Raw genomic sequence first — 25487 nt, forward strand, 5'->3', positions numbered from 1 at the left:
AACGGACGCTTCCTTCGGTCCCGTTTCACCGGGGCCCTCCGGGCGCTTCCCTTCGTTTCCGACTCTATCAGACTCTTTCGTGTCCGATTCCCGGTCGAAGCGGGTCTCGCATTTTGCTTCCAGGTAATTCGCTTTCGCGTTTTCCCTTTCGGCGAGTCCGACTCTATCAGGCCTTTTCCGTCTCCCTGACCACGTCCTGCGGGCATGCCGAAGAAGGGTTCAAGGTTAGGATCTGGGCTTAAAGGTCGCCGCCGACCCCCGACTCAAAGTCGCGTTGGGGTCAGGCAGGAGTACGACAGTACAGGCCGCCGGGAGTCGAGGCAAATCGTTTCTGGTGCACCCCTAGGTCCGCCAAGCGGTAGGTCTCGGGCGGAACCGGGACTTCATATGACTTACTCTGCTGAGCAGTACGCCGTCACCCATCAGTCGCGGCGGCGACACCTGAATCTCCACCCCCCTGGGAGGCTCCCCATGACCAACGTGACGTCCCCTCTTGCTGGACGCGCCATCGGACTGGCCGCGGTTCCCGACCCGGTCTTCTCGGGCGCGATGGTCGGTCCCGGCACCGCCATCGACCCCGTGCGTGAGCCCTCCGAGGCCGTGTCCCCGGTCGACGGCATCGTCGTCTCCCTGCACCCCCACGCGTTCGTCGTCGTCGACGCGGAAGGGCACGGGGTTCTGACGCACCTCGGCATCGACACCGTCCAGCTCAACGGCGAGGGCTTCGAGCTCCTCGTCAACAAGGGGGACACCGTGACCCGGGGCCAGGGCATCGTGCGCTGGGACCCGGTCGCCGTCGAGGCCGCCGGCAAATCACCCATCTGCCCGATCGTGGCACTGGAGGCCACCGCCGAGGCGCTCTCCGATGTCCGTGAGGACGGGGACGTGAAGATCGGCGACCCGCTGTTCGGCTGGCAGTGACGCCTCGGGCGCAGTGACAAGCCAGTTGCACAACCACCGCGGTGACTCTGTCGCCGCACAACCGGAGACGGGTGAAATGGAGACAACGCTGCGAGGCGTCGGCGTGAGCCACGGTGTGGCCATCGGCGAGGTTCGGCACATGGGTACGGCGGTGCTGGAGCCGCCCGCCAAATCGATTCCCGCCGAGGAGGCCGGTCGCGAACAGGGGCGCGCCAGGCAGGCGGTGGAAGCGGTCGCCGCCGATCTGATCGCGCGCGGCAACCTGGCCGGCGGTGAGGCACAGCACGTGCTCGAGGCGCAGGCCATGATGGCGCAGGACCCCGAGCTGATGTCCGACGTCGATCGGCGGATCGCCGTGGGCAGCACCGCCGAGCGTGCGGTGTACGACGCGTTCGCCGCGTACCGGGCGTTGCTCGCCAATGCCGGGGAGTACCTGGCGGGGCGGGTCGCGGACCTCGACGACGTACGGAACCGGATCGTGGCGCGGCTGCTCGGTGTGCCGATGCCCGGCGTGCCGGACAGCGACGAGCCGTACGTGCTGATCGCGCGCGACCTCGCGCCGGCCGACACCGCGCTCCTCGACCCGACGCTGGTGCTCGGCTTCGTCACCGAGGAGGGCGGGCCGACCAGCCACAGCGCGATCCTGGCGCGGGCGCTCGGTGTGCCCGCCGTGGTGGCGCTGCCCGGCGCCGGTGAGCTGGCCGAGGGCACGGTCGTCGCGGTGGACGGCAGCACGGGCGAGATCTTCGTCGACCCGAGCGACGAGAAGCGCGCCGAGCTGGAGAGTGCCGCCGCCGCCCGTAAGGCGGCGCTGTCCGCCTCGACCGGTCCCGGTGCCACGTCGGACGGGCACAAGGTGCCGCTGCTCGCCAACGTCGGCGGCCCGGGCGATGTGCCCGCGGCGGTCGAGGCGGGGGCTGAGGGCGTCGGGCTGTTCCGGACCGAGTTCCTGTTCCTGGACGACAGCAAGCAGGCTCCTTCCGAGGAGAAGCAGATCGCGGCCTACCGCGCGGTGCTGGAGGCGTTCCCCGAGGGGCGTGTCGTCGTGCGCGTGCTGGACGCCGGCGCCGACAAGCCGCTGGACTTCCTGACGCCGGCCGACGAGCCGAACCCGGCGCTCGGCGTCCGTGGGCTGCGGAGCCTGCTGGACCACCCCGAGGTGCTGCGTACCCAGCTGACCGCGCTGGCGAAGGCCGCCGAGGGTCTGCCGGTGTACCTGGAGGTCATGGCCCCCATGGTGGCCGACCGTATCGACGCCAAGGCGTTCGCGGACGCGTGCCGCGAGGCCGGGCTGCGGGCGAAGTTCGGTGCGATGGTCGAGATTCCGTCCGCCGCTCTGCGGGCGCGGTCGATCCTCCAGGAGGTGGAGTTCCTGTCGCTGGGCACCAACGACCTGGCGCAGTACACCTTCGCGGCCGACCGTCAGGTGGGCGCGGTGTCGCGGCTCCAGGACCCGTGGCAGCCGGCGCTGCTGGATCTCGTGGCGCTGTCCGCCGACGCGGCGCGTGCCGAGGGCAAGAGCTGTGGTGTGTGCGGTGAGGCGGCGGCGGATCCGCTGCTGGCGTGCGTGCTGACGGGGCTGGGCGTCACCTCCCTGTCGATGGGCGCCGCGTCCATTCCTTATGTGCGGGCCACGCTGGCCAAGTACACGCTGGCGCAGTGCGAGCGGGCGGCGAACGCCGCTCGTGCGGCGGACTCGGCCGACGAGGCGCGCAGCGCCGCTCAGGCTGTGCTGTCCGGCGAGTAGGCAGGATCCAACAGGTCCGGGAGGGGCTTTCCGCCGTGCGGCGGGAAGCCCCTCCTGCTGTGTGGCCGCGGCGTATCAGCGGTGGGGCTCCGCAGGGTCCGCTCCGATGTCGAATCCCGCGCAGTACTCCACGCCGGATTCCGGGGAGACGGGCTCCCCGGTGTCCGCGTCGGTGCAGTAGGCGTTGAAGACCTCGCCGGCGGTGAGCGGGGCGAGGGCTCCGTGGGCGAGGCGCCAGCCGTGGACGCGGTCCGGGCTGTCGGGGGCGCTGGTGCGCAGGACGACTCCCCCGCGTGATTCCAGGGCGATGGCCACCGCGAGGACGGTGGCGAACTCCGCTCCCTCCGCGCTGTCGAGGCGGGCCGGTCCCGCGGTGTCGCGGTGGGTGTGGAGGACGGCCAGGAGCTGGTCGTTCTCCGTCGGGGTGCTGCACACCAGGTGGTGGGTGCCCGGTCCCGCCGCTTCCAGCAGGCGCATGAGGAGGTGCGAGGCGCGGTCGAAGGCCGCGCGTCCGATGTCCTGGCCGCAGTCGGCGCAGGTGCCGAGGTCGGCGAGGAGCAGGGTGGCGTACTCCCAGGTGGCCTGGCGGACCGCGCGGGAGACGAGGACGGGGATGAGGTCGCTCAGGCGCTGGCCGGTGTAGGCGACCGTGGCTCCGGCGGCGGCGATCTCCGCGGTGAAGCGGCTGCGGCTGGCCCCGGTGTCGGCGTCGAGGCCCGATTCGGCGCAGAACTCCGCGTAGTCCTCCGGGTCGAAGAGGGCGACGGTGGTGTGCACGCCTTGGGCCGCCAGCGCTTTGAGCAGGCTTTCGACCTGCTGGAGATAGACGGTGTGGTCGTCGAAGGCGAAGGTGCGGTAGCGCCGCATGGCCGCGAAGTCCTGTGCGTCGGCGAGGAGGCCGATCGTGCTGGGTGCTTCGCGGCGGAGCGTGCGTCGCATGGTGGTGCTGTGCTTCGTGTGGTGGGTGGTGCTGTTCTCGGTGTGGCCGGTCTGCGCCATGTGTCCCCCTGTGCGCGGTGAATCCTTGCTCACTCAGCGTAATCAGGGGGACTGACAAGCGGCCTAACGGCGTCGGTTCGCGGCCAGTTCGGCGTAGAACCGGAGGAGGTCGAGGTTGTCGACGGAGCCCGGGTTGACCGCCTTGGCCAGCTCGGTTCCCTGGAGGAGGCGCTTGACCGGAACCTCGATGCGCTTGCCGGTGAGGGTGTGCGGGATGGCGGGGACCTCGATGACCTCGTCCGGGACGTGGCGCGGGGAGAGGTTCTCGCGGATGGTGTGCTTGATCGCCGCGCGCAGGTCGTCGTCGAGGGTCGCGCCGTCGGCGAGGTGGACGAAGAGCGGCATCCAGTAGCCGCCGTCGGGTTCTTCGAGGCCGATGACGAGGGATTCGCGGATCTCGGGGAGCCGTTCGACGGCCTCGTAGATGTCGGCGGAGCCCATGCGGACGCCCTGGCGGTTCAGGGTGGAGTCGGAGCGGCCGTGGATGATCACGGAGCCTCGGTCGGTGAGGGTGATCCAGTCCCCGTGCCGCCAGACGCCGGGATACATGTCGAAGTAGCTGTCGTGGTAGCGGCTGCCGTCGGGGTCGTTCCAGAAGCGGATCGGCATCGAGGGGAGCGGGTTGGCGACGACGAGTTCGCCGACCTCGCCGATGAGGGGCTTGCCCGCCGGGTCCCAGGCCTGGAGGTCGGTGCCGAGGCAGGGGGCCTGGAGTTCGCCGATGTGGACGGGGAGGGTGGGGACGGCTCCGGCGAAGCAGGAGCAGACGTCGGTGCCGCCGCTGACGGAGGCGATCCAGAGGTCTTCGGCCACCTCGTCGTGGAGCCAGCGGAAGCCGTCGGGCGGGAGCGGGGAGCCGGTGGTGGCGACGCACTGGACGCGGGAGAGGTCGAAGTCGCGGCCGGGGTGGATGTCGGCCTTGCGGCAGGCCATGACGTACGCGGCGGAGGTGCCGAAGAGGGTGGCGCCGGTCTGTTCGGCGACCCGCCACTGGGCGCTGACATCCGGATAGCCGGGGCTGCCGTCGTACAGGACGACGGTGGTGCCGGTGAGGAGGCCGGAGACGAGGAAGTTCCACATCATCCAGCCGGTGGAGGTGTACCAGAAGAAGCGGTCCTCGGGTCCGAGGTCGCAGTGCAGGCCGATCTGCTTGAAGTGTTCGAGCAGGATGCCGCCCTGGGACTGGACGATGGCCTTGGGCAGGCCTGTGGTGCCGGAGGAGTAGAGGACCCAGAGCGGGTGCTCGAAGGGGACCTGTTCGAAGACCGGCTCGGTGTCGGCGGAGGTGAGGGCGGCCCAGGCGAGTGCGCCTTCGGGGGCGTCGGTGCCCAGCAGCGGGATGTGGACGACGGCGCGCAGGGTGGGCAGTTCGCGGCGGAGTTCGGCGACGGTTTCGGTGCGGTCGTTTTCCTTGCCGCCGTAGCGGTAGCCGTCGACGGTGAACAGGACGACGGGTTCGATCTGCTGGAACCGGTCGAGGACGCTGCGGGCGCCGAAGTCGGGGGCGCAGGAGGTCCAGACGCCGCCGACGGCCGCGGTGGCGAGGAAGGCGACGACGGCCTGCGGGATGTTGGGGAGGTAGCCGCTGACGCGGTCGCCGGGGGTGACGCCGAGGGCGCGGAGTTCGGCGGCGAGCGCGCCGACCTGGCGGCGGAGTTCGGCCCAGCTGACGGGGACCTGGGTGTGGGTCTCGTCGACGTACAGCAGGGCGGGGGTGTCGGCGCGGGCCGGGTCCTCCGCGGTGCGCAGGGCGTGTTCGGCGTAGTTGAGGGTGGCGCCGGGGAACCAGGTGGCGCCGGGCATCGCGCGGTCGCCGAGGACGCTCTCGTACGGCGTGGAGAAGCGGATGTCGAACCACTCGGCGACGGCCTGCCAGAAGGTGTCGAGCTCGTCGACGGACCAGCGGTGCAGGGCCGCGTACCCGCCCTCGGCCGGGGCGCCGTACCGGGTCGCGGCCCAGTTCTGGAAGCGGGTGACGGCCGCGGCCTCGATGCGGTCGGGGCCGGGCTGCCAGAGCGGGGCGTCGGGCGTGGCTGCGGTCATGAGGGCTGCTCCCTGGCTGTACGGGTACGCGGGGTGGGCGTGTCGACGCGCACGGGCCGGGGTGTGCGCGTGAGCGGCTGACACGGACGATGCCATGTGATCGTCTTCGGCACCAGGGTGGCCCCCTGTCGGGGGTTCCGCCGCTCCGGGGCCGGCATGGGTGAACGGGAGCTGAACGGAAGGTTCTGCGGGTCGGGCGGGTGGCAGGGTGTGCGCCATGGACGGTCGTGACCTGGTGCGTCGGGTGAGGTTGGTCGGTTCGGTGCGGGGGCTGCGCACGGTGCGTTCGGCGTGGCGGCGGAGGTCCGCGGACGCGGCGGCGCTGCCGGCGCGCGGGGTGGAGCGGGCCCGGGTGCCCGGTGCGCTGACGGGTGCGGAGCCGGGCCCGGGTGGGGGTGTGGTGCGGTTCGCCCGTTCGGAGCTGCGCATCCGTGTGTCGGTGGGCGGTGCGGTGTTCTGGGCGTGGGACGGGGCGGAGCCGCTGCCCTCGTACGCGGTGGCGGGAGAGGCGCCCGCGCCGGATCCGCGGGCGGTGCTGGAGCCGGACAAGGACGGCGGCTGGCAGGTGGTGTCGGAGCGGCTGACGGTGGTGGTGTCGCGGACCGGGGCGGTGGAGCTGCGGACTCCGGGCGGGTTGCTGTTGCGGCGGGAGCTGCCGCCGCGCTGGTGGGAGCCGGTGGGCGGGGGGCCGGTGCGGTGGGTGCAGCGGTCCGAGGTGCCGGCCGACGCGCGGTTCTTCGGTCTGGGCGGGCGGGCGGCGGGGCCCCGGTTGCGGGACGGGGTGTACGGGCTGTGGAACACCGATCCGGGCGGGCGTTTCGGTCCGGGTGACGATCCGCTGTATCTGACGATGCCGGTGCAGGTGGTGGTGTCGGACGCGGGGACCCATCTGATGTTCCACGACAACAGCTGGGCGGGGCGGGTGGTGCTGCGGGAGGGCGAGGAGGGCGCCGGTTCGGGGCATGACCGGCCGGGCGCCTGCGAGGTGCGGATGGAGGGCGGGCCGCTGCGCTGCTGGGTCGTGGCGGGGACGCCGGCCCGGGTGCTCCAGGGGTGGACGGCGCTGACGGGCGCGCCCGCGCTGCCGCCGTCCTGGGCGCTGGGGCCGCAGCACGCCCGGTGGGGGTTCGGCAGCGAGGAGGAGGTGCGGCGGGTCGTCGACGGGTACCGGGAGCGGGGGCTGCCGCTGTCCGTGCTGCATCTGGACATCGACCACTACGACGCGCACCGGGTGTTCACCGTGGACCGTGCGCGGTTCCCCGCGCTGCCCGCGCTGGCGAAGGAGCTGCGTGAGGACGGGGTGCGGCTGGTGTCGATCGTGGACCCGGCGGTGAAGGCGGAGCCGGGCGACGCGGTGTTCGACGGGGGCGTGGCGGTCGGGGAGCGTGGTGCGTACGTCCGGGACGCGCGGGGGCGGGTGGTGGTCGGGGAGGTGTGGCCGGGGGCCTCGGTCTATCCGGACTTCACTGATCCGCTTGTGCGGGATTGGTGGGGATCTCTGTACGAGGAACGGCTTGCGCAGGGCTTCTCGGGGGTCTGGCACGACATGAACGAGCCGGTGTCGTTCGCGGCATTCGGGGATCCGTCGCTGCCGCGTTCGGCCCGGCATGTGCTGGAGGGCGTCGGCGGTGATCATCGGGAGGCGCACAACGTGTACGCCCTGGCGATGGCGCGGGCGGGTTATGAGGGGCTGCTCCGGTTCCGCCCGGAGGAGCGGCCTTTCTTGTTCTCGCGGTCGGGCTGGGCGGGGATGCAGAGGTACGGGGGCACCTGGTCCGGTGATGTGTCGACGGGGTGGCCGGGGCTGCGGGCGTCGTTGTCGCTGGTGATGGGGCTCGGGCTGTGCGGGGTTCCGTACTCGGGTCCGGATGTGGGCGGGTTCGACGGGTTCCCGTCTCCGGAGCTGTATCTGCGGTGGTTCCAGCTGGGGGCGTATCTGCCGTTGTTCCGGACCCATGCGGCGATCGACGCGGGGCGGCGGGAGCCGTGGGAGTTCGGTCCTGAGGTGCTGGAGCACGCGCGGGCGGCGCTGGTGGAGCGGGAGCGGCTCCGCCCGTACTTCGTGACGCTGTCGCAGGTGGCGCGGATGACCGGTGCGCCCTATGTGCGGCCGATGTGGTGGGGTGCGCCGGGCGACCGGGCGTTGCGGGAGTGCGAGGACGCGTTCCTGCTGGGCGACGCGCTGCTGGTGGCTCCGGTGCTGGAGGCCGGGACGCGGCGGCGGGCGGTGCGGCTGCCCCGGGGGCGGTGGTACGACACGGCGACCGGGCGGGCGTACGAAGGACCGGGCCGGGTCCAGGTCGACGCTCCGCTGTCGAGGGTGCCGGTGCTGGCGCGGGCGGGCGCGGTGATTCCGGTGCGGGGTGCGGACGGCGGTCCGGAGCTGGAGGTGTGGGCGCCCGCGCCGGGGTGTACGGGCGGCGGGCTGGTGGTGCGGGACCCGGGCGACGGGTGGGCGGAGGCGGAGGTCGAGCGGTATGTGACGCGGTGGGAGGGCGACCGCGTGGTGGTGGAGCGGGACGGCGCGGAGGGCGGGGTCGACTGCCCGGTACGGGTGCGGGGGGTGCGGGGGCGGGATTAGGGGGTGGGCTTAGGGGGTGGCCGGAACGGGGCCGGTACGGGGCGGTCGGGGCGTCCGGCGTCGGGGGCAGCGTCGGGGGCAGTGTCGGAGGGAGCCGGCGTCGGGGCATCCGGAACGGGGCGGCCGGAGGCGTCCGGGCGGCCTCGGTCGTGGTGGCGTCGAACGTGGTGCTCCTCAGTCGTGGCGCCCGGCGAACCAGGCGTCGGCCGCCTCCGTGTGCAGCGGGAAGGCCAGCGGGCGCGGGCTGTACAGGATGTCGTAGCCGGATGTCTCGTCCGTGGGGACCGAGGGCGGGAGGCTCGTGAGGGGGCGTGCCGGGAGGAGGCCGAAGACCAGGAGGTGGCCGGCGGTGTCGCTGAGCGTGTCGGCGAGGCTGACGTCCTCGGCGGCCGCCTCGATGCCGGTCTCCTCACGGAGCTCCCGGACGACCGCCGCACGCCAGTCCTCGGCGTGGTCGATGAACCCGCCGGGCAGCGCCGTGCCGCCCTTCTGCGGCTCGATGGTGCGGGTGATGACGACGAGTCCCGTGGAGCGCGGGCCGGTGACGGGGAGCAGGGCCACCGCGACGGGGAGCGGGTTGCGGTAGGCGGTGGTTCCGCAGTGCGCGCAGGTGCGGGGCCAGGCGCCGGCGGACGGGAGCGCGGTGTACGGGGCTCCGCATGTGCCGCAGTGGGAGTCCCGTACGTACCGGGGCGGCTGCTGGGCGGTCGGGGACGGGCTGTTGCCGGGTTCGGACACGGGCGGACTGTATCGAACCGTCGCTCCCGCCTTCCGGCACTTCCGGCTTTCCGCACTTCCTCCCCTCCGGCACTTCCTCCCCTCCGGCACTTCCTCCCCTCCGGCACTTCCGGCTTTCCCCGAAGCCGCGAAGCTGATAGACGGTGTGCCCATGACAGGAATGCGTACCGCTCTGCGTGCTCTGGCCGCCACGGCCGCCGCCCTCCTCGCCGTTACCGCGCTCTCCCCCGCGGCCCAGGCGCGCCCCGAACCGGAAGCTCCCGAGGAGTTCGTGGCGCTGCGCTCGGTGGACCCGACGATCATCCAGGAGATGCGTTACACCACGGCGCACACCTTTCTGGGCGAGCGGGTGGACGGATACCGGCAGCCGGTCTGCATCCTGACCCGGCCCGCCGCCCGTGCGCTGCACCTGGCGCAGAAGCGGCTGTTGCGTCAGGGGTACTCGCTGAAGGTGTACGACTGCTACCGGCCGCAGCGGGCGGTGGACCACTTCGTGCGGTGGGCGAAGGACCTCGACGACCAGTCCATGAAGGGGGAGTTCTATCCGCGGGTCGGCAAGGACCGGCTGTTCGAGGACGGCTACATCGCGGAGAAGTCCGGGCACAGCCGGGGCAGCACGGTGGACCTGACCCTGGTCCGGCTCCCCGCCCTGCCGACCAGGCCGTACCGTCCGGGCGAACGGCTGGCTCCCTGCTTCGCGCCGAAGGGTGAGCGGTTCCCCGACAACTCGGTGGACATGGGCACGGGTTACGACTGCTTCGACACCCTGTCGCACACGGACGATCCCCGGATCCAGGGGCCTCAGCGCGCCAACCGGCAGTTCCTGAAGCGGACGTTGACCGAGGTGGGGTTCGTGAATCTGCCGGAGGAGTGGTGGCACTTCACGTTCAGGCCCGAGCCGTTCCCGGACACCTACTTCGACTTCCCGGTGCACCGTCGGCCGGTGGCCGGGCACTGACGGAACGGGCCACCCCCGAGGGGCGGGGAACGGGCGACCGGGACCACCCCCGTGGGCTCCGGCCGCCCGTTCTTCATCTCGGACGCGAAAGGGGCGTGTTCGGTTGCCGAACGGGCGGCTACGGTGCCCGTATGTCACAGCAGACGTTCGATACGTACGAGGAATTCTGGCCCTACTACGTCGCGATGCACTCCCGTGCCGCCACCCGCTGGGTCCATCTGACCGGCACCCTGACCGGGCTCGCGATCTCGGCGTACGGGCTCGCGCGGGGCCGGAAACGCTATCTGGCGGCCCTGCCGCTGATCGGGTACGGCACGGCGTGGCCCGCGCACTTCCTGATCGAGAAGAACAACCCGGCCACGTTCGGGCATCCGGTGTGGTCGCTGCGCGGGGACGCGCAGATGATCCGGACGATGCTCGCGGGCAGGGACGCGGAGCTGGCGGAGACCGCGGCGAAGTGGCTGGCGGAGCACGGCGAGGGTGAGCCCGGCGGGGACGGGCGCGGCTGAGGCCGGCCCGACCGGGGCCGGGCGCGACCAGGGACCGGGCCCGACCGAGACCGGCGGGCCGGACCCCTCGCCGGACCAAGGTGTCCGTGGCACACTTCTGACGTTCCGTCAGATCCAGTGCCGGGAGGGACTTTGTCGCGCACGCGCATACCCGTGGTGGCCGGTTGGTTCACCGAGGACGCCGCGGAAGAGGATTTCCGGCTGCTGGGCACCCGGTGCTCCGGCTGCCGGTCGGTGCACTTCCCCCGGGAGGACGACCACTGCCGCAACCCGGGCTGCCCAGGGGGCGAGCTGGAGGAGGCTCCGCTGTCGAAACGGGGCACGGTGTGGTCCTGCACCGACGGGCGCTACCGGCCCCCCGCCCCGTACGTCAGCGACCCCGAGGCGCCCTGGGCCCCGTACACGCTGGTCGCCGTCGAACTGGCCGCCGAGCGCATGGTGGTGCTCGGGCAGGCCGCTCCCGGGGTGGGCGTGGCCGATCTCCCCGTCGGCTCGGTGGTGGAAGTCGTGCCGGGCGTCCTGGACGAGGACCGGGCGACGGGCGTCGTGCACACGACCTGGCACTGGCGTCCCGTCGCGGCGACGGGGGCCGGGTCATGACCGGCGGAGGGGCCGGCGACGTGGCCGTCCTCGGGGCCGGGATGCATCCGTGGGGCAAGTGGGGGCGCGGTTTCGTCACCTACGGGCGGATCGCCGCGCACGCCGCCCTCGCGGACGCGGGCATCGGCTGGCGCGAGGTCCGGTCCGTGGTCGGCGCGCAGACGGTGCGCGGGGGCTATCCGGGGTACGTGGCGGGGGCGACGTTCGCCCGGGCGCTCGGGTGGCAGGGGGCGCGGGTGGCGTCCGTGTACGCGGCGTGCGCGTCCGGGGCGCAGGCCATCGACACGGCGCGGGCGCAGATCCTGGCGGGCCTGGCGGACGTGGTGCTGGTGGTGGGGGCCGACGCGGCGCCCAAGGGGTTCTTCGCCCCGGCGGGCGGGGAGCGGCCGGACGACCCGGACTGGCTGCGCTTCCGGGTGCTCGGGGCGACGAATCCGGCGTACTTCGGGCTGTACGCCCGCCGCCGTATGGCGCTGTACGGGGACACACCGGAGGACTTCGCGCGGGTCAAGGTGAAGAACGCGGCGGCGGGGGCGCTGAACGAGTACGCCCGCTACCGGGAGCCGGTGACGGCCGAGGAGGTCGCCGCCTCCGCGATGGTCGCCGATCCGCTGCGGCTGCTGGACATCTGCGCCACGTCCGACGGGGCCGCCGCCCTGGTGCTGTCCAGCATGGAGTTCGCCCGGCGCCACGGGGCGCGTGATCCGGTGCGGATCCGGGCCGTCTCCACCGTGACGCCGACCTACCCGAGGACCGTGCTGGACCTGCCGGACATCGGCACGGACTCGGCGGTGGCCGTGGACCCCTCCCCCGAAAGCTTCCGCGCCTCGATCGCGCGGGCCGCGTACGAGGAGGCGGGGATCGGGCCGGAGGAACTCTCGCTGGCCGAGGTCTACGACCTCTCCACCGCCCTGGAGCTGGAGTGGTACGAGGACCTCGGTCTCTGTGGTCCCGGCGAGGGAGCGAAGCTGCTGCGGACGGGGGCGACCGCGCTGGGCGGCCGGATTCCGGTGAACGCGAGCGGCGGTCTGGCCTCGTTCGGCGAGGCGGTCCCCGCCCAGGCCGTCGCGCAGGTCTGCGAGCTCACCCGGCAGTTGCGAGGACGGGCCGGGGAGCGGCAGATACCGGGCGCGCGGGTCGGCATCACGGCGAACCAGGGGCTGTTCGGGCACGGCTCGGCGGTGGTGGCGGTCCGCTGAGCCGGCCGCCCCCAACAGGTTTTCCCTGCCCTTTACTTGACTGGGCGTCACTGCCGCAGAACACTCGGGGCCCGGTCCGCCGGACGACGTACGGCCCGTACCCCTGTCGGCGGGGGTACGGGCCGTACGCGTGCCGGTGCGCTCCCCGGCTCAGGTGGCGACGGGTTCGCGGGCCCGGGCCGCACGCTCCAGGGCGTGCTCCACGACCGCGACCAGGACGTCGCGCACGGAGGACCGGTCCCGCGCGTCGCAGACGAGCACCGGAACCTCGGGGTCGAGGTCGAGGGCGGCCTGCACGGTCTCCGTCGGGAACCGCTCGGCGCCCTCGAAGGAGTTGACCGCGACCGTGAACGGGATCCGTCTGCGCTCGAAGTAGTCGACCGCAGCGAAGCAGTCCTCGAGACGCCGGGTGTCGGCGAGGACGACCGCGCCCAGGGAGCCCTGGGCCAGTTCGTCCCACAGGAACCAGAAGCGGTCCTGGCCCGGTGTGCCGAACAGATAGAGGACCAGGTCCTCCCGCAGCGTGATCCGGCCGAAGTCCATCGCGACCGTGGTGGTGGTCTTGGACTCGACCCCCTCCAGATCGTCCACCGGGCGGCCCGCCTCACTGAGGCGTTCCTCGGTGCGCAGCGGCCTGATCTCACTGACCGAGCCGACCGCGGTCGTCTTGCCGACGCCGAACCCTCCCGCCACCAGGATTTTCAGGGTGACGGGCTCGACGTGCCGCTGCTTTCGGCGACTAGAGCGCCCGAAGGCCATTGATAACCTCGCGAAGAATGTTCACGTCCGGCAGCTCGGCCGGCGGAACGGGACGGGTGACATGCACCAGCTCGTCCTCGACGAGGTCGCCGACCAGAACCCGTACCACCCCTACGGGAAGGTCGAGTTCGGCGGCCAGCTCGGCGATCGACTGGGGCATGTCGCTGCAGAGTTCGACGATCGCCACATGTTCGGGGGCGAGCGTCTGGTCCCGGCCTGGATCGTCGGCGGCCGGTTCCGGCACGACGAGCGCGATCAGGTCGAGGCGGTGCCGGGAGGCGCTGCTGGTGCGCCCGCGGGTCATCGCGTACGGGCGGACCACCGGTCCCGCCTCCGCGTCGTACCACCGCGAGACCTGGGGGTCGACGGACCCGTCCGGGGATCCGGGGCCGGTGCCCCGGGGGGAGTCGGCGCTCATGCCCGCCACGCTCACCCTCCGGCGGGCAGACCGGTCGTCCGTGGGGCGTTGGCCAGATGGGCCCCCACGCGCTTGACCATCAGTGTCATCTCGTACGCGACCTGGCCCACGTCGGAGTCGGCTTCCGCCAGGACGGCGAGACAGCTTCCGTCGCCGGCGGCCGTGACGAAGAGGAAGGCCTCGTCCAGTTCGACGACGGTCTGGCGCACCCGGCCCGCGTCGAAGTGGTGGCCCACGCCCTTGGCGAGGCTGTGGAACCCGGAGGCGACGGCGGCGAGATGCTCGCTGTCCTCACGGGTCAGGTCCGCCGAGGCGCCGGTGGCGAGTCCGTCGCTGGAGAGCACCAGCGCCTTGCGGATGCTGGCGACGCGCTGGACGAGTTCGTCGAGCAGCCAGTTCAGCTCGCCCGAGCCGTGGCGTGCGGGGTTGTGTGCTGCGGCGTTCGGTGCGGTCATCGACCGTCCCCTCCCGGAGTGGTTCCTGGTGCTGTGCCACCGGGGCCGCCGGTGTCCTCGGTGTTCTCTGTGCTCTCGGTGTCGTGCGTGGTTTCGGCGTTCGCGGTGTGCTCGGTGTGCTCGGCCTCGTTCTGCCGACGGCCGCGCTGCCAGCCCCGCTGGAGCGAGGCCATGCGGTCGCGTACCTCGTCCGCGTCGCGCTCGGCGTCGTCGACCGTGTCCACGGGGGCCCGCTGCGGAGTCCGGTCCGCGGATTCCTCACGGAGCTGACGGGCGAGGCTGGCCTGCCGGACCCGGCGGGGCAGTCCGCCCACGGTGTCGGGCGCCGGAGGGCCTTCGTGCGTGGCACGGGATGCCTCCGTGGCGCGCGGTGCTTCCGTGGCGCGGGACGGCTCCGGCGTGCGGGACGGCTCCGATGCGCGGTGCGCGGCGGCTCGTACGGTCCAGGGCGCGTCGGAGGCGCGGGGCCCGTCGGCCTCGTCGGGCGCCCGGTCGGCCGTGTGCGGGACCGGGCCGGTGGCCTTCACGGGGGTGTCGGCCGGGTCGTCGCCCGGGTCGTCGACCCGGCGGCCCCGGTCGGTGACCAGCGTCGGCGGGGTACGGCGCGGCAGCGGGACGGGGCCGGCGGGGCGCATCGGGCGCACCTCCGCCGTGGGCTCGTTGCCGTGGTCGCGGGCCTGCTGGTGCTGGTCCCGGTCGGTGGCCCGGCGCGTGGAGCCGGGCTCGCCGCGGCGGGGCTCACGGTCGCCCTCGCGGCGCAGATCCCGGGCGCGGAAGATGCCGCCGCGCTCGCTCTCGGTGTCCTCCAGGTCGGACACGCCGTCCAGGACGGGGCCGAGAGCCGGGTCCAGGGCCGGATCCGGCGTACGGTCCAGCGGGTCGCCGGCGAAGTCCAGCGGGCCGACCGGGGCCTCCAGCTCGACCGGCCCGTCCAGGACGCCCGGTCCGGTGAGCCCGGTGGGCACCGGAGACAGGGCCACGGACCTGCCGTTGACGCGGCGCTCCCCGCCCGGGGCCGTGCTCTGCCCGCCCTGCGCCGCGTCGGAGCTCCGGCCGCTGCCGATCGCCCGTTCGGCCCGGCGGTCGAGGCGGAACCCGGTGCCGTGGGTGTCGGGGGCGTCGGTGAGCAGCGCCGCGGGGATGAACACGACCGCGGTGGTGCCTCCGTACGGCGACTTCTGCAGGGAGACCCGGACGTTCTGCCGCTGGGCGAGTCGGCTGACGACGAAGAGGCCGAGCCGGTCGGTGTCGGAGAGCTCGAAGTCGGGGGTCTCGGCGAGCCGCAGGTTGGCGTCGAGGAGGATCTCGGGGGCCATGCCGAGGCCCCGGTCGTGGATTTCGAGCGTGAAGCCGTTGGAGACGCGTTCACCGTGCACCTGGACCGCGGTGTGCGGGGGCGAGAAGACGGTGGCGTTCTCCAGGAGTTCGGCGATCAGGTGGGTGAGGTCGGCCACGGCGGGGCCGCCCACGCCGATCCGGGCGAGGCGCCGGACCTCGATGCGTTCGTAGTCCTCGACCTCGGCGACGGCGGCCCGCACGACGTCCATCAGCTGGATGGGCTTGCGCCACTGGCGGGAGGGGGCGGCGCCGGAGAGGATCACGAGGCCCTCGGCGTGGCGCCGCATGCGGGTGGTGAGGTGGTCGAGGCGGAACAGGTCGGCCAGTTCGTCGCCGTTCTCGGTGCGGCGCTCCATCGCGTCCAGCAGCGTGAGCTGACGGTGCAGGAGGACCTGGTTGCGGCGGGCGAGGTTGACGAAGACCTCGGAGACGCCGCGCCGCATGTCCGCCTGCTTGACCGCGGCCTCGACCGCGGCCCGCTGGAGGGTGTTGAGCGCCTGTCCGACCTGGCCGATCTCGTCGGGTTCGTAACTGAGGTGCGGGGCCTCGGTCTCGACGTCCACCTGCTCGCCCGCGGCCAGCCTGCGCATGACGCTCGGCAGCCGGACGCCGGAGACCTCGTGGGCGTCCTTGCGCAGCCGGGAGAGGTCGCGGACGAGTTCACGGCCGATGCGTACGGAGACGAAGACCGAGATGATCAGGGCCAGGAAGCCGAGGACTCCGGCGATCCCGGCCTGGGCGAGGACCCGGTACGCGGCCGGTTCGGCGCGGTCCTGGAAGCGGTTGCCCATCTCCGTGGCGTCGCCCGCCAGCCGGTCGAGGACGGGGACGGCCGACTCCTCCCAGCGGTCGGCGTCGACGGCGCCGGGGCGCTTCGTCGGTCCGGCGGCGATCAGGGCGTCCTCGGCGGTGCGCAGCGGTTCGGTGTCGGGGCTGCCCCAGAACTGCTCGACGCGTCGGCGCTCCGCGGTGGGCAGGTTCTCCAGGCTGACCTCGTAGAGCAGTTCGCGCTGGGCCACGAGGCCGGATATCTGGCGCAGTTCGGAGGTGGTGAAGCGGCCCGCGATAAGGCCGGAGGCGATCAGGGCGTCCTCGCGCGAGAGAATCTCCCGGGCCCGGGAGACCCCGACCAGGGCTCGCATCTGCTTGTCCATCGACACGTTCTCCAGGGTGTGGAGTCCGTTGAGGAAGCGGTACGAGGGGTCGACGAGGCCGTTGTAGAAGTCCAGCGCCTTCGCCCGGCTGATGGTGCGCTTCTCGACCGATTCGCGCAGGGCGTCCAGTCCGTCGACGGCGCTGAGGATCGCGTCCAGGCGGCCGGCGTCGGAGGCGGTCAGCGCCTCCCGGACGTCCTGCTCCCGGGCGTTCTCCCTGACCTCGCCCACGATGCGGTCGGTCGTGGCGCGTTGGCCCATGAGGACGGGGAGCGCGTCGGAGGCCCGGGGATCGGCGAGGAAGACCAGGGTCTGCCGTCGCTCGGCCTGGACGGCGCGCACGGCGTCCTCCAGCGGGTGGCCGACCTTCTCCACGATGGATCCGGCGCTCATCAGCTCGTCGGCCTGCCGGCCGGTGATGTAGGTCGCGAAGACCCAGAGGCCTGTGAGGGAGACGAGCGGCACCAGCAACAACGCCACGATCTTCCTGCGGATGGACTTCCCGCGAAAGCGCATGGCCTCCCCCAGATCGGCCCCGCACCGCGGGGGTGGTCTTCTCCCGGTCGTCCCTCGGCCCTGCCCCGCCGCGCACCGTGCGTACACCGGCGCGCATCGGTCGGACGCGGGCGAGGTCCGTCCTGCGTCAATAAACGGCGCGAGCCTACTACTGACACAGAGACAACTCGAAGACACGTCCGGATGATTTTCAGCCGTCCACCCTGGACTTGATCATGAGTTGTCCCGGTATTCCCGGAGATGAAATTCGCGAAAGCGACAGAGGATACCGGCCGGACCTGTCGGTACCGGCACGTATCAGTTGGCTGGAACTCTTCGCTCCGTGCCCTTCTGTGCCCTGCGGGCGTTTTCCTGGGGAATCTTCGGGACGGGTGGTTCGTCCATATGTACGGGGTAGACGCACGGTGGGGTCGTGCGCGGCAGGACGGACGTGTTCCGCCCGCGTAGAACCGGCGCAAGCCGGGCAGCCACCCTGAAGTCGGACAGTGGTGGGGAGTTGAAGGTCCTTGAGCACGCAGGAACGCGGGAGCGCCGGAGCACGGGCGGCCGCGAGAACGGAAACCGCGGACGGGGCACGGGTGCCGCGGCAGTTGTGGGTGGAGGAGCCGGCGTCGAAGCGACGGATGCCCGACGCGGTGCGGACGGCCGCCGTGCGCGCCGTGCTCATCATGTCGCTGACGATCATCCAGGCGATGGTCGCCTTTCTGAGCACCTTGACCGGCTCCTGGCTGGCCTTCCCGATGGTGCTCAGCAGTGTGGCCAGCACGGTGGTCGCCACCTGGTCGGTGCTCGACGTCTGGGTGACCCGGCAGGTGTGGAACCAGCGCAACGGCGTGGTGTCCGTGCCGAGCAGTTCGGCCCGGCAGATACGTCGTGAGCGGCGCCGGTCCCGCCGGGCCGAGCGGGCGGCCGAGCGGGACGGCACGGGCGGTGCCATAGGCAGCCGCCAGAACACCGGTGACTTCTCCCGGGCCTGATCTCCGCTGACCTGATCCGTAGGCCTGATGCGCGGGCCGCCACCGCTGCCGGAAGACTCTGCTCGCCCGGCGGCGGTGGCGGTCCGTGGTTACGCGCCGGGTCCTGGTGCCGGGATCTCGGCGGCGGTCTGCTCGTGGCGTTTGAACATACGGGTCGCCGTGATCTCGCCGTGGACCGTCTCGCCGTCCGGGTCCTGCTGCGGCAGACCGGGGCGCAGATGCTCCTCCACGCTGATGTACTTGAGCCCCGCCCTCAGGTCCGCGTCGTTGCGCAGCCGGATGACGAGAGGGAATTCGGCGAGCGCGGTCGTGTCGAACAGGCCGGTCGTGTAGAGCAGTTGGACGCCCAGCGCGTCCGACACCGCCCGCTGGAGCTCCAGCAGGTACGTGGCGTTGGCGCGGCCGATCGGGTTGTCGAGGAACAGGGTTCCCGCGTGCCGGTGACGGTCGCGGCCCCGGTCGTTGCTGCGGAGGGCCGCCATCGTGCAGTAGAGGGCGATGGCGGCGGTGAGCAGCTGGCCGCCGGAGAAGACGTCGCCCATCTGCCCGACGGGGACACGCTCGGCGCGCAGCACGGCGTCCGGCTTGAGGATCTCCACCGCGATGCCCTTGGGCCGCAGCGCCGCCTCGACTCCCCTCAGCAGCAGGGACATGCCGTCCCGGCGCAGGTCGGAGTTCTTCTTGAGGGCGGCGCGGGTGGCCTCGTCGACGACCTCGCCGAGGCGTTCGGTGAGGGTGGCCTGGTCGGGTTCCTCGAAGCGGATCCGAAGGAATTCCTGACCCGACCACTCCCCCAGTCCTTCGGGGAGCTGGGAGAGCCGCTGGGCGGAGCGCAGGGTGGTGAGCGCGGAGTCGACCAGGCCGCGCAGCCGGTCGACGATCGAGTCGCGGTTGCGTTCCAGCTGGATCAGTTCGTCGGTGAGGACGCGGAGCCGGGGGGCGAAGGCGTCGGCCCACTTCTGGGCGTGCTCGGGCAGTGCGGAGGCGGGCAGTTCGCGGATCTGCTGGCGGGCGGGGGTGCGGACCTGTTCGTACCGGGTGGAGTTGGCGTGCCGGACGAGGACGTCGCTCGCTTCCCGGACGGCGCTCTCGGCGGCCGAGAGGTCGGCGTTGCAGCCGCGCAGGGAGCGGCGGGACTCGGCGGCGGACTGCCGGGCCTCCTCCAGGGTGCCGGGGTAGGGGTCGGGGTGCTCCGTCCCGTCCTCCGTGCCGTGGTCGCGCAGGAGGTCCCGCAGCAGGGCCGCGGTTTCGTCGAAGCCGCCGGCGGAGTCCTCGGCGGTGCGGTGGGCGTGCAGCAGCTCGCTGTGGGCGGCGCGTGCGCTGTCCAGCGCCCCGGTGGCGGCGGCCAGCTCGGCGGTGGCGGTGCGCAGGAGGGCCTGGGCCCCTTCGGCGTCGGCCGGGACGAGGTCCTCCGGCAGTTCGGTGTGGTGCTGCCGCTCGTCGTCGGGGGCGAGGCGCTCGGCCTCGCCGCGCAGCCGTCCCAGATGCTCGCTGGCGGTGGAGGCGCGGGTCTCCAGGAGCTGGACGTGCGCTTCGGCACGGGCTGCGGCGGCCTGGCGGGAGGGGCCGTCGGCTCCGTCGGTGCCCTCCAGGAGCTGGGCGGCGCGGGTGCGGACCTTGTTGGTGAGGCGGTCCAGCTCCGCGAGGGCGGCGCTCTCGTCGCTCTCGGCGCGGGCCTGTTCGGCGCGCAGGTCGGCGCCGACGCCGACCTTCTCGTAGAGCTGGGACGCGGCCCGGTAGGCCTCGCGCAGGGTGGGCAGGGCGGTGCGGGCCGCGGTCGCGTCGGGCTCGGGGAGGACTTCGGGGACGCCGGCGATCTCGGCGCGCTCGGCCCGCAGGGCGCGGGCGGTGCGACGGGCGTCGTCCCCGGCGCGCTGGGCGGCCCTGCGGTCCTCGTCGGCGGCGCGGGCGAGGTCGAGGCAGACGGCGGCGCGGGCCTCGGACTCGGCGGCCTCGTCGACCAGTTCGCGCAGCCGGACCTGCCAGCCGGCCCGCTCCCGCAGCCGGTGGGCGAGCCCGGCCAGGGCGTCGGCGGCGCGGCGGGCCCGCTGGGCGGCTTCCTGACGCTCGTCGCGGACCCGGGCGGTGTCGGCGGCGGCCTCGTCGGCCTCGGCGCGGGCGGTGCGGGCCTCGGCGAGGACGGCTTCGGCGCTCTCGGCCGCCGTACGGGCGGTGGCGGCGGCCTCGGCCAGTTCGGTGAGCATGCCGGGCGGGCAGTCGGCGCGCCAGGAGCCGATGCGGGCGGCGAGGGCGCGGTCCCCGGAGAGCCGGGCGGCGAGCGTCCGGATGTCCTCGTCGCGGGCGGCGGCGCGGCTGCGCAGCGCGTGGCGCTCCTCGTCGGCGGCGTGCTCGTCGTGCATGGCCGGGTTCGGCGGGACGAGGAAGACGCCGTCGCCCCGGTCGTCGGACCCGGTGCCGGGGGCCGGGACGGGGGCGAGGAGGGCGGCGGCGGTGCCGACGGCCACGGCCGACCGGGGCAGCAGGGCCGCGCCGCCGAGGACCTCGCGGGCGCGGGTGTGGGCGTCGGGGTCGGTGATGACGACGCCGTCGACGAGCTCCGGGCGGGCGGCGAGGACGGTGGCGTGGTCGGCCGGGTCGACGGCCTGCGCCAGATAGCGCCAGCCGGGCAGGGCGGGGATGCCGTGCTCGCCCAGATACTCGACGGTGGCGAGGACGTCGGGGCCGGGCGGCAGCAGCCCGCCCTCGCCGAGCGCGCCGAGGATGCGGGCGTCGTCGGCGGCGGCGGTGCGCAGGTCGAAGAGGCGGCGTTCGGCGGCGGCGACGGACTGGTCGAGGAGGTCGCGCAGCTCGTCGGCGCTGCGGTCGAACTCCTCGGCGGTCAGCGGCTGCTGGGCGGGGCCGGGCTGGTCGGCGAGGGCCACCGCGCGGTCGGCGGCCGGTTCGGCGGCGGTGGCAGCGCCGTCGCCGCTCGGCCGGCCGGGGCCGGCGGTGGCGCCCCGGTCGGGTCCCGGGGCCCCGTCGGCGGTTTCCCGGCGGGGGTGCGGGACGCCGGTGCCGGAGGGGAGGCCCAGCAGGTCCGCGAGGCGGGGGTCGGCGGCGATGGAGGCTGCGGCGCGCAGCTCGTCCTCGTAACTCTGCTCGGCCGCCCCGGCCCCGTCGGCGGCGCGGGCGGCGGCCAGATCGGCGCGGCTCTCGGCGGCGGCCGTCTCGCGGGCGGTGTCGGCGGCGGCGCGCGCGGCTTCTCGGGCGGTGTCCCAGGCGGCGACGGCGGACTGTTCGGCGTCGCTGGCGGCGAGGGCCGCGCGGGCGGGGTCGGCGTCGGGGGCGGTGTCGTCGAGCCAGCCGGCCTTGACGGCTTCGGCGGTCTCCTGGCCCACTTCGGCGAGGCGCTGGCGCAGGTGTCCGGCCTCGCTGCGGGCGCGCTGCGCCTCGGTGGCGGCGACCGTGGCATCGCGGTGGGCGCGTTCGCCGGTGGCCTGGAGGGTGTCGGAGCGCTCCTCCTCCTCGTTGGCGACGCGCTCGCCCTCCTCGGCGGCCTTGTGCAGGGCGCGGACGAGGTCGGTGGCGGCGGCGGAGCGGGCGGCGAGGGCGGGGGCGGCGTCGCGTTCGGCCTCGCGGATGGCGGCGGCGACCCTGGCGGAGCGGTCGGCGGCGGCGCGGTGGCGCAGGACGGCCTCGGCGGCCTGCCAGGCGGCGTGCAGGGTGCGGGCCTCGACCAGCTCCTTGCGGCCGGCGGCGGCGCTCTTCTCGGCGGCGGCCAGGGCCAGCGAGGCGTGCCGGTAGGCGAGTTCGGCGGCGATCAGGGAACGGCTGCCCCGGGTGGACTCGGCCTCGGTGACGGTGTGGGCGGCGGCGGTGACCCGTCCGGCCAGCTCGGCGGTGCGGCCGCGCTCCTCGGCGGCGCGGGCGGTCAGGCGGCGGGCCAGGGTGCGGGTGCGGCGTTCGGCGCCGGCGTGGATGTCGCGGGTGCGGGACCGGGTGTCGGTGGCCTCGACGATCCGGTTGAGGAGGTCCACGGAGCCCGCGGTGAAGTCGCGTTCGGCGGTCAGCTCGGCGCGGCGGCCCAGCTTGTTCCCGAAGCCGCTGACCAGGTCGGCGAGTCCGTCGGTGTCGCGGGTGTCGGTGACGGCGCGGAGCAGGAGGTCGGTGAAGTCGGAGTCCTTCTTCACCGCGAAGAGCCCGGCGGCCTCGCCCTCGTCGGCGTTCATCTCGCGCTGGTAGCGGAAGAGTTCGGGGTCGAGGCCGAGGTCGCCGAGGTGTTCGTTCCAGCGGTCGTGGATCTCTTCCCAGTGCACGTCGAGGTGCGCATAGAACTTGCCCGCGTCCATCAGCGCGTCGCGGAAGCCCTTCATGGTGCGCCGTCTGCCGCGTGCGCCGGAGACGCCTTCGGCGGGGCGGCCCACGGCGGAGGACTCGGCGACGGGCAGGCTGTCCAGGCTGAGCCCGGGGCCGGGCCGGAACGAATACCAGGCCTCGGCGAACTTGCGGGGGTCGTTGGAGACCTGCCGGCCGCGCCACTCGCTGACCTTGCCGACGACGACGCACTCACCGGTGAGGGTGTGCTGCCACTCCAGGGCGACGTGCCCACAGTCGTCGGCGAGGAGGAACTTCCGCAGCACGCCGGAGCTGGCGCCGCCGAGGGTGTTGCGGTGGCCGGGGAGCATCACCGAGAAGATCAGCTTGAGCAGGACGGACTTGCCGCCGCCATTCTCCAGGAAGAGGACGCCCGCGGGGGCGGGGCGGCGGGGCGGGCCGACCGGCTCGTCCTCGAAGAACTCCGCCTGGGCGGGGGCGGGGCTGGGTACGGGTGCGCCGACGCCGCGCAGATCGAGGACGGTGTCGGCGTAGCGCGCACCGGCAGGCCCGATGGAGTAGAGGCGGACCCGGGACAACTCGTACATGGCGGCGGACTCTCGTCGTTCGGTGAGCGGGGGCGGAGCGGCAGGTGCGGGCCGGGCGGGGTGGTCGGGAACGGCCGGTCAGGTCAGGTCAGGAGTGGAAGGGCAGGCCCGCGTCGGCGGCCAGCTCCATGCTGTCGGGGTCGGGCGGCAGCAGGGTGGCGGAGCCGTCGGTGACGGGGACGACGCCGAGCTCCAGCAGCTCGGCCATGGCGGCGCTGCCCGCCATGTCGCGGACCTGGAGCTGGTAGCGGGCGGTGGTGCGGTAGGCGCCGCCCGCGTCGTCGCCGGTGCGCTGGAGGAAGCCGGAGTCGGTGAGGAAGGCGACGGCCTTGCCGATGATGCCGGTGGTGGATCCGGCGAGCCGCCGAGCGTCCTTGGTGGCGCCGGTGGCGCTGCGGCGGGCGTAGATCCGCCAGCCGGCTTCGAGCCCGGGGGCGTCGCTGGCCGGGTCGGTGTTGTCGCCCTGTTCCTCGGCGCGCTCCTCCAGTCGCCGGCAGGCCTGGCGTACGAAGGCGTCGACGCCGTTGACCGTGATGCGGCCGATGTACGCGTCGTCGGCGAGGTCCTCGGGGCGGGGGAAGGCCAGGGCGGCGACGGCGAGGTGGGCGAGGCCGTGCAGGAAGCGGTCGGCGGCGTCGGACGAGGCACGGCGGGCGTAGTCGCCCATGCGGACGGCGAAGACGGAGTCCTCGCCCGCGGTCACGGCCATCCCGGCGCGCGGGGAGACCTCCAGGACGATGAGGCCGAGGCCGGTGGCGACGGCGTCGGCGAGCCGGGCGAAGGCGCTCTCCTCGCGGTAGCGCCGCAGCAGGTCGGCGTACTCGGCGTCGCGGGCGGGCAGCAGCTTGGGCTGGAGCCCGAAGGAGACCAGGCGGGCCGCGTCGGCTGCGTCGGCCGGGGTGACGGGCGGCTGGCCGGCGGGCTCGGCGGCGCCCGGGTGCGCGGAGTCGCCCGCGTACGGGGTGGAGGGCCCGGCGTACGCGGAGGGCTCGGTCCACGCGTCGGGGTGCTCGGCGTCGTGGTCGCTCACGGCTGGGACTCCTCGGTACGGAAAACGTGCGGGTGCGGAAGGAGGGCGGGCCGGGTCGCGGCGGCAGGCGCGGAGCCTTTCATGACAGCAGCCGCAGGGCGGTGCATGAGGGCGGCGGGGCCGTTCATGAGGCCTCCTTGCGGTCGGCGGCCATGCCGGCGGCGTCCAGCAGGGCGGTGCCCACGATCAGGTCGGCGCCGCCGAACTCCGGGTCGTCCAGCTGCGCCCCGTCGTCCACGGCGAACAGCAGGCGTCGTTCGCCCTGGCGGTAGGCGGTGCCGACCGGCGGGCTGGCGGCGTGGACGGCGAGCAGGGCGACCAGGTACGGCAGGTCGGTGTCGCCGGTGCGACGGGCCTCGGCGAGCAGTCCGGAGAGCCGGCGCGGGGCGTCGTGCTCCAGATCGAGCAGGGTCATGGCGCGGGCGAGCTGCTCCTCGCTGAACCGGCTGTCGTCGGGGGTGGCGATGAGGTCGGGCTCGGGCATCTCCGCACCCAGGTGCTCGCGCTCCAGCGGCGGGGTGAGCAGCAGGTCGACCAGGTCCCCGACCCGTACGGAGGTGGGGGTGCGCAGTCCGGTGCCGTGGGCGAAGAAGGCGTCGGTGGCCCGGGTGGACTGTTCGACGGGGAGGGGGAGGAGCGGGGCGAGGAGCTGCCCGTACAGGTCGAGGCCCGCGTGGGCGGCGGGCGGGGCGAACGCCTGCCGGTCCTGCTCCGCGCGGAAGAGGGGGCCCGCCTCCAGGAGCCGGGACTGGAGCTGGGTGTGGCGGCGGATGCAGTCCTTGACGATGTCGACGAGCTCGGCGGCCCGGCGCTTGTGCTCGGGGTCCTCGGCCTCGTCGCGTGCTTTGCGGATGTTGGTGAGGATGGCGTTCTCGTGGCGGTAGCGGTCGGCCACGTGGTCCAGGGCCTCGGCGATCATGTCCGGGACGGTGTGGAGCCAGTCGACGGCGCGGACGTTTCGCCGGGTGGCCTCCAGGGTCCGGCGCAGGGTCTCGGCGTACTGCACGGTGCGGTAGCGGGCCTGTTCGGCGGCGAGCTGGGCGTCGGCGAGGCGGCCCCGGCTGATGAGGACCTCCAGCTTGACCTCGGCGGCGATCTGGGCGCTGGTGACATCGGTGTCCAACGCGCCGACCAGGACGTTGACCGCTTCGTCGGTGGCGCGGAGGTAGACCGTGCCGCCGTAGCCCGGGACCTCTTCGATGAGCTTGAAGTCGTAGTCCCGGCGGACGTAGACGCCGTCGGGGCCGAAGGTGCCGTAGACCGCGCGGAAGCCTCGGTCGACGCTGCCGACGTTGATCAGGTTCTCCAGGACCCAGCGGGCGACCCGTTCGTGCTCGGCGACGGGGCGGTCGGGGGCCTGGGCGCCGACCCGGGGCAGCAGTCTGGCCACTATCTGGTCGTGGTCGGCTCCGGTGTCGAAGTCCATGTTGAGCGTGACGTGGTCGATCGCGGCGAGGGCGACCTCCGCCATGGCGTACACCGTGTACTCGCCGGCCAGATTCGCCTTGCGGACGTCGAGGTCGTGCAGCGGCGCCGTGCACGCGAGCGCGCGCAGCCGCCGCGAGAGCCCCTCGTCGGCGGCGGGGCCCGGGGCAGGCCGCGGCCCCGCGCTGAGCTGCGGCGAGGCGGTGTCCGGGTAGGCAGGCGAAGTCACGTGGGACAGATTAGGTCCTCGCACCGACA

18 protein-coding genes are annotated in these 25487 nt (G+C 73.4%); 8 read left to right on the plus strand and 10 right to left on the minus strand.

Translation table 11 applies throughout. The features are described 5' to 3' along the window. Nucleotides 1-471 precede the first annotated feature (471 nt). A complete protein-coding gene (locus IE272_RS16480) occupies nucleotides 472-921 on the plus strand; it encodes a PTS sugar transporter subunit IIA (RefSeq protein ID WP_007446067.1) in 450 nt (149 codons plus the stop codon). A 76-nt stretch (nucleotides 922-997) separates the two neighbouring features. Beyond that, nucleotides 998-2668, plus strand: coding sequence for a phosphoenolpyruvate--protein phosphotransferase (gene ptsP, locus IE272_RS16485; protein ID WP_050359307.1), 1671 nt, complete (start codon nucleotides 998-1000; stop codon nucleotides 2666-2668). A gap of 75 nt (nucleotides 2669-2743) precedes the next feature. Here ptsP and IE272_RS16490 read toward each other — a convergent pair whose 3' ends face one another. Together IE272_RS16490 and IE272_RS16495 are read right to left on the minus strand one after the other, a co-directional pair. Beyond that, complete coding sequence (locus tag IE272_RS16490) at nucleotides 2744-3667, minus strand: DUF8829 domain-containing protein (protein WP_050359308.1); 924 nt, start codon at nucleotides 3665-3667, stop codon at nucleotides 2744-2746. 63 nt (nucleotides 3668-3730) lie between these two features. Continuing rightward, on the minus strand, nucleotides 3731-5710 hold the full coding sequence (locus IE272_RS16495) for an acetoacetate--CoA ligase (RefSeq protein ID WP_190007181.1): 1980 nt from the start codon (nucleotides 5708-5710) through the stop codon (nucleotides 3731-3733). Nucleotides 5711-5927: 217 nt separating this feature from the next. On the opposite strand from IE272_RS16495, the gene IE272_RS16500 reads away from it, so the two are divergent. Beyond that, a complete protein-coding gene (locus tag IE272_RS16500; RefSeq protein ID WP_190007182.1) occupies nucleotides 5928-8291 on the plus strand; it encodes a glycoside hydrolase family 31 protein in 2364 nt (787 codons plus the stop codon). Nucleotides 8292-8465: 174 nt separating this feature from the next. On the opposite strand, the gene IE272_RS16505 is transcribed toward IE272_RS16500, so the two are convergent. After that, nucleotides 8466-9029 carry an NUDIX domain-containing protein gene (locus tag IE272_RS16505; RefSeq protein ID WP_056703365.1) on the minus strand — a complete coding sequence of 188 codons (564 nt, stop codon included), beginning with the start codon at nucleotides 9027-9029 and terminating at the stop codon, nucleotides 8466-8468. Nucleotides 9030-9189: 160 nt separating this feature from the next. On the opposite strand from IE272_RS16505, the gene IE272_RS16510 reads away from it, so the two are divergent. From IE272_RS16510 to IE272_RS16525, 4 genes are all read left to right on the plus strand, one after another. Further along, on the plus strand, nucleotides 9190-9987 hold the full coding sequence (locus tag IE272_RS16510) for a M15 family metallopeptidase (RefSeq protein WP_190007297.1): 798 nt from the start codon (nucleotides 9190-9192) through the stop codon (nucleotides 9985-9987). Nucleotides 9988-10118: 131 nt separating this feature from the next. Continuing rightward, nucleotides 10119-10496 carry an Mpo1-like protein gene (locus IE272_RS16515; RefSeq protein WP_190007183.1) on the plus strand — a complete coding sequence of 126 codons (378 nt, stop codon included), beginning with the start codon at nucleotides 10119-10121 and terminating at the stop codon, nucleotides 10494-10496. A 132-nt stretch (nucleotides 10497-10628) separates the two neighbouring features. Next, nucleotides 10629-11096: a Zn-ribbon domain-containing OB-fold protein gene (locus IE272_RS16520; RefSeq protein WP_190007184.1), complete on the plus strand. Its 468-nt coding sequence runs from the start codon at nucleotides 10629-10631 to the stop codon at nucleotides 11094-11096. After that, nucleotides 11093-12295: a lipid-transfer protein gene (locus IE272_RS16525; RefSeq protein WP_190007185.1), complete on the plus strand. Its 1203-nt coding sequence runs from the start codon at nucleotides 11093-11095 to the stop codon at nucleotides 12293-12295. Before IE272_RS16520 ends, IE272_RS16525 begins: the two co-directional genes overlap by 4 nt. A 150-nt stretch (nucleotides 12296-12445) precedes the next feature. Here IE272_RS16525 and IE272_RS16530 read toward each other — a convergent pair whose 3' ends face one another. Genes IE272_RS16530 through IE272_RS16545 form a run of 4 tightly spaced genes read right to left on the minus strand, consistent with a single transcriptional unit; the run spans nucleotide 12446 to nucleotide 16935 of the window. Next, nucleotides 12446-13054 (minus strand): GTP-binding protein, encoded by a 609-nt coding sequence (locus IE272_RS16530; RefSeq protein WP_007446088.1) that lies wholly within the window; start codon nucleotides 13052-13054, stop codon nucleotides 12446-12448. Next, nucleotides 13035-13472 (minus strand): DUF742 domain-containing protein, encoded by a 438-nt coding sequence (locus IE272_RS16535; protein WP_047180547.1) that lies wholly within the window; start codon nucleotides 13470-13472, stop codon nucleotides 13035-13037. The genes IE272_RS16530 and IE272_RS16535 overlap by 20 nt, the downstream gene beginning before the upstream one ends. Before the next feature lie 11 nt (nucleotides 13473-13483). Further along, nucleotides 13484-13927 carry a roadblock/LC7 domain-containing protein gene (locus IE272_RS16540; RefSeq protein WP_007446101.1) on the minus strand — a complete coding sequence of 148 codons (444 nt, stop codon included), beginning with the start codon at nucleotides 13925-13927 and terminating at the stop codon, nucleotides 13484-13486. Beyond that, nucleotides 13924-16935, minus strand: coding sequence for a sensor histidine kinase (locus IE272_RS16545; RefSeq protein ID WP_190007186.1), 3012 nt, complete (start codon nucleotides 16933-16935; stop codon nucleotides 13924-13926). Before IE272_RS16545 ends, IE272_RS16540 begins: the two co-directional genes overlap by 4 nt. Nucleotides 16936-17558: 623 nt before the next feature. Between IE272_RS16545 and IE272_RS16550 the strand changes: the two genes are divergently transcribed. Then, entirely contained in the window at nucleotides 17559-17912 is a 354-nt protein-coding gene (locus tag IE272_RS16550; protein WP_190007298.1) for a hypothetical protein, read from the plus strand. An 89-nt stretch (nucleotides 17913-18001) separates the two neighbouring features. Here IE272_RS16550 and IE272_RS16555 read toward each other — a convergent pair whose 3' ends face one another. From IE272_RS16555 to IE272_RS16565, 3 genes are all read right to left on the minus strand, one after another. Then, nucleotides 18002-22774: a hypothetical protein gene (locus tag IE272_RS16555; protein WP_050359322.1), complete on the minus strand. Its 4773-nt coding sequence runs from the start codon at nucleotides 22772-22774 to the stop codon at nucleotides 18002-18004. 88 nt (nucleotides 22775-22862) lie between these two features. Beyond that, complete coding sequence (locus tag IE272_RS16560; protein ID WP_190007187.1) at nucleotides 22863-23804, minus strand: hypothetical protein; 942 nt, start codon at nucleotides 23802-23804, stop codon at nucleotides 22863-22865. A gap of 124 nt (nucleotides 23805-23928) precedes the next feature. Next, nucleotides 23929-25458, minus strand: coding sequence for a hypothetical protein (locus tag IE272_RS16565; RefSeq protein WP_050359325.1), 1530 nt, complete (start codon nucleotides 25456-25458; stop codon nucleotides 23929-23931). Nucleotides 25459-25487 lie beyond the last annotated feature (29 nt).

Origin of the sequence: Streptomyces anulatus (genome assembly GCF_014650675.1) — a bacterium.
In the GTDB taxonomy this organism is placed as follows: Bacteria; Actinomycetota; Actinomycetes; order Streptomycetales; family Streptomycetaceae; genus Streptomyces; species Streptomyces anulatus.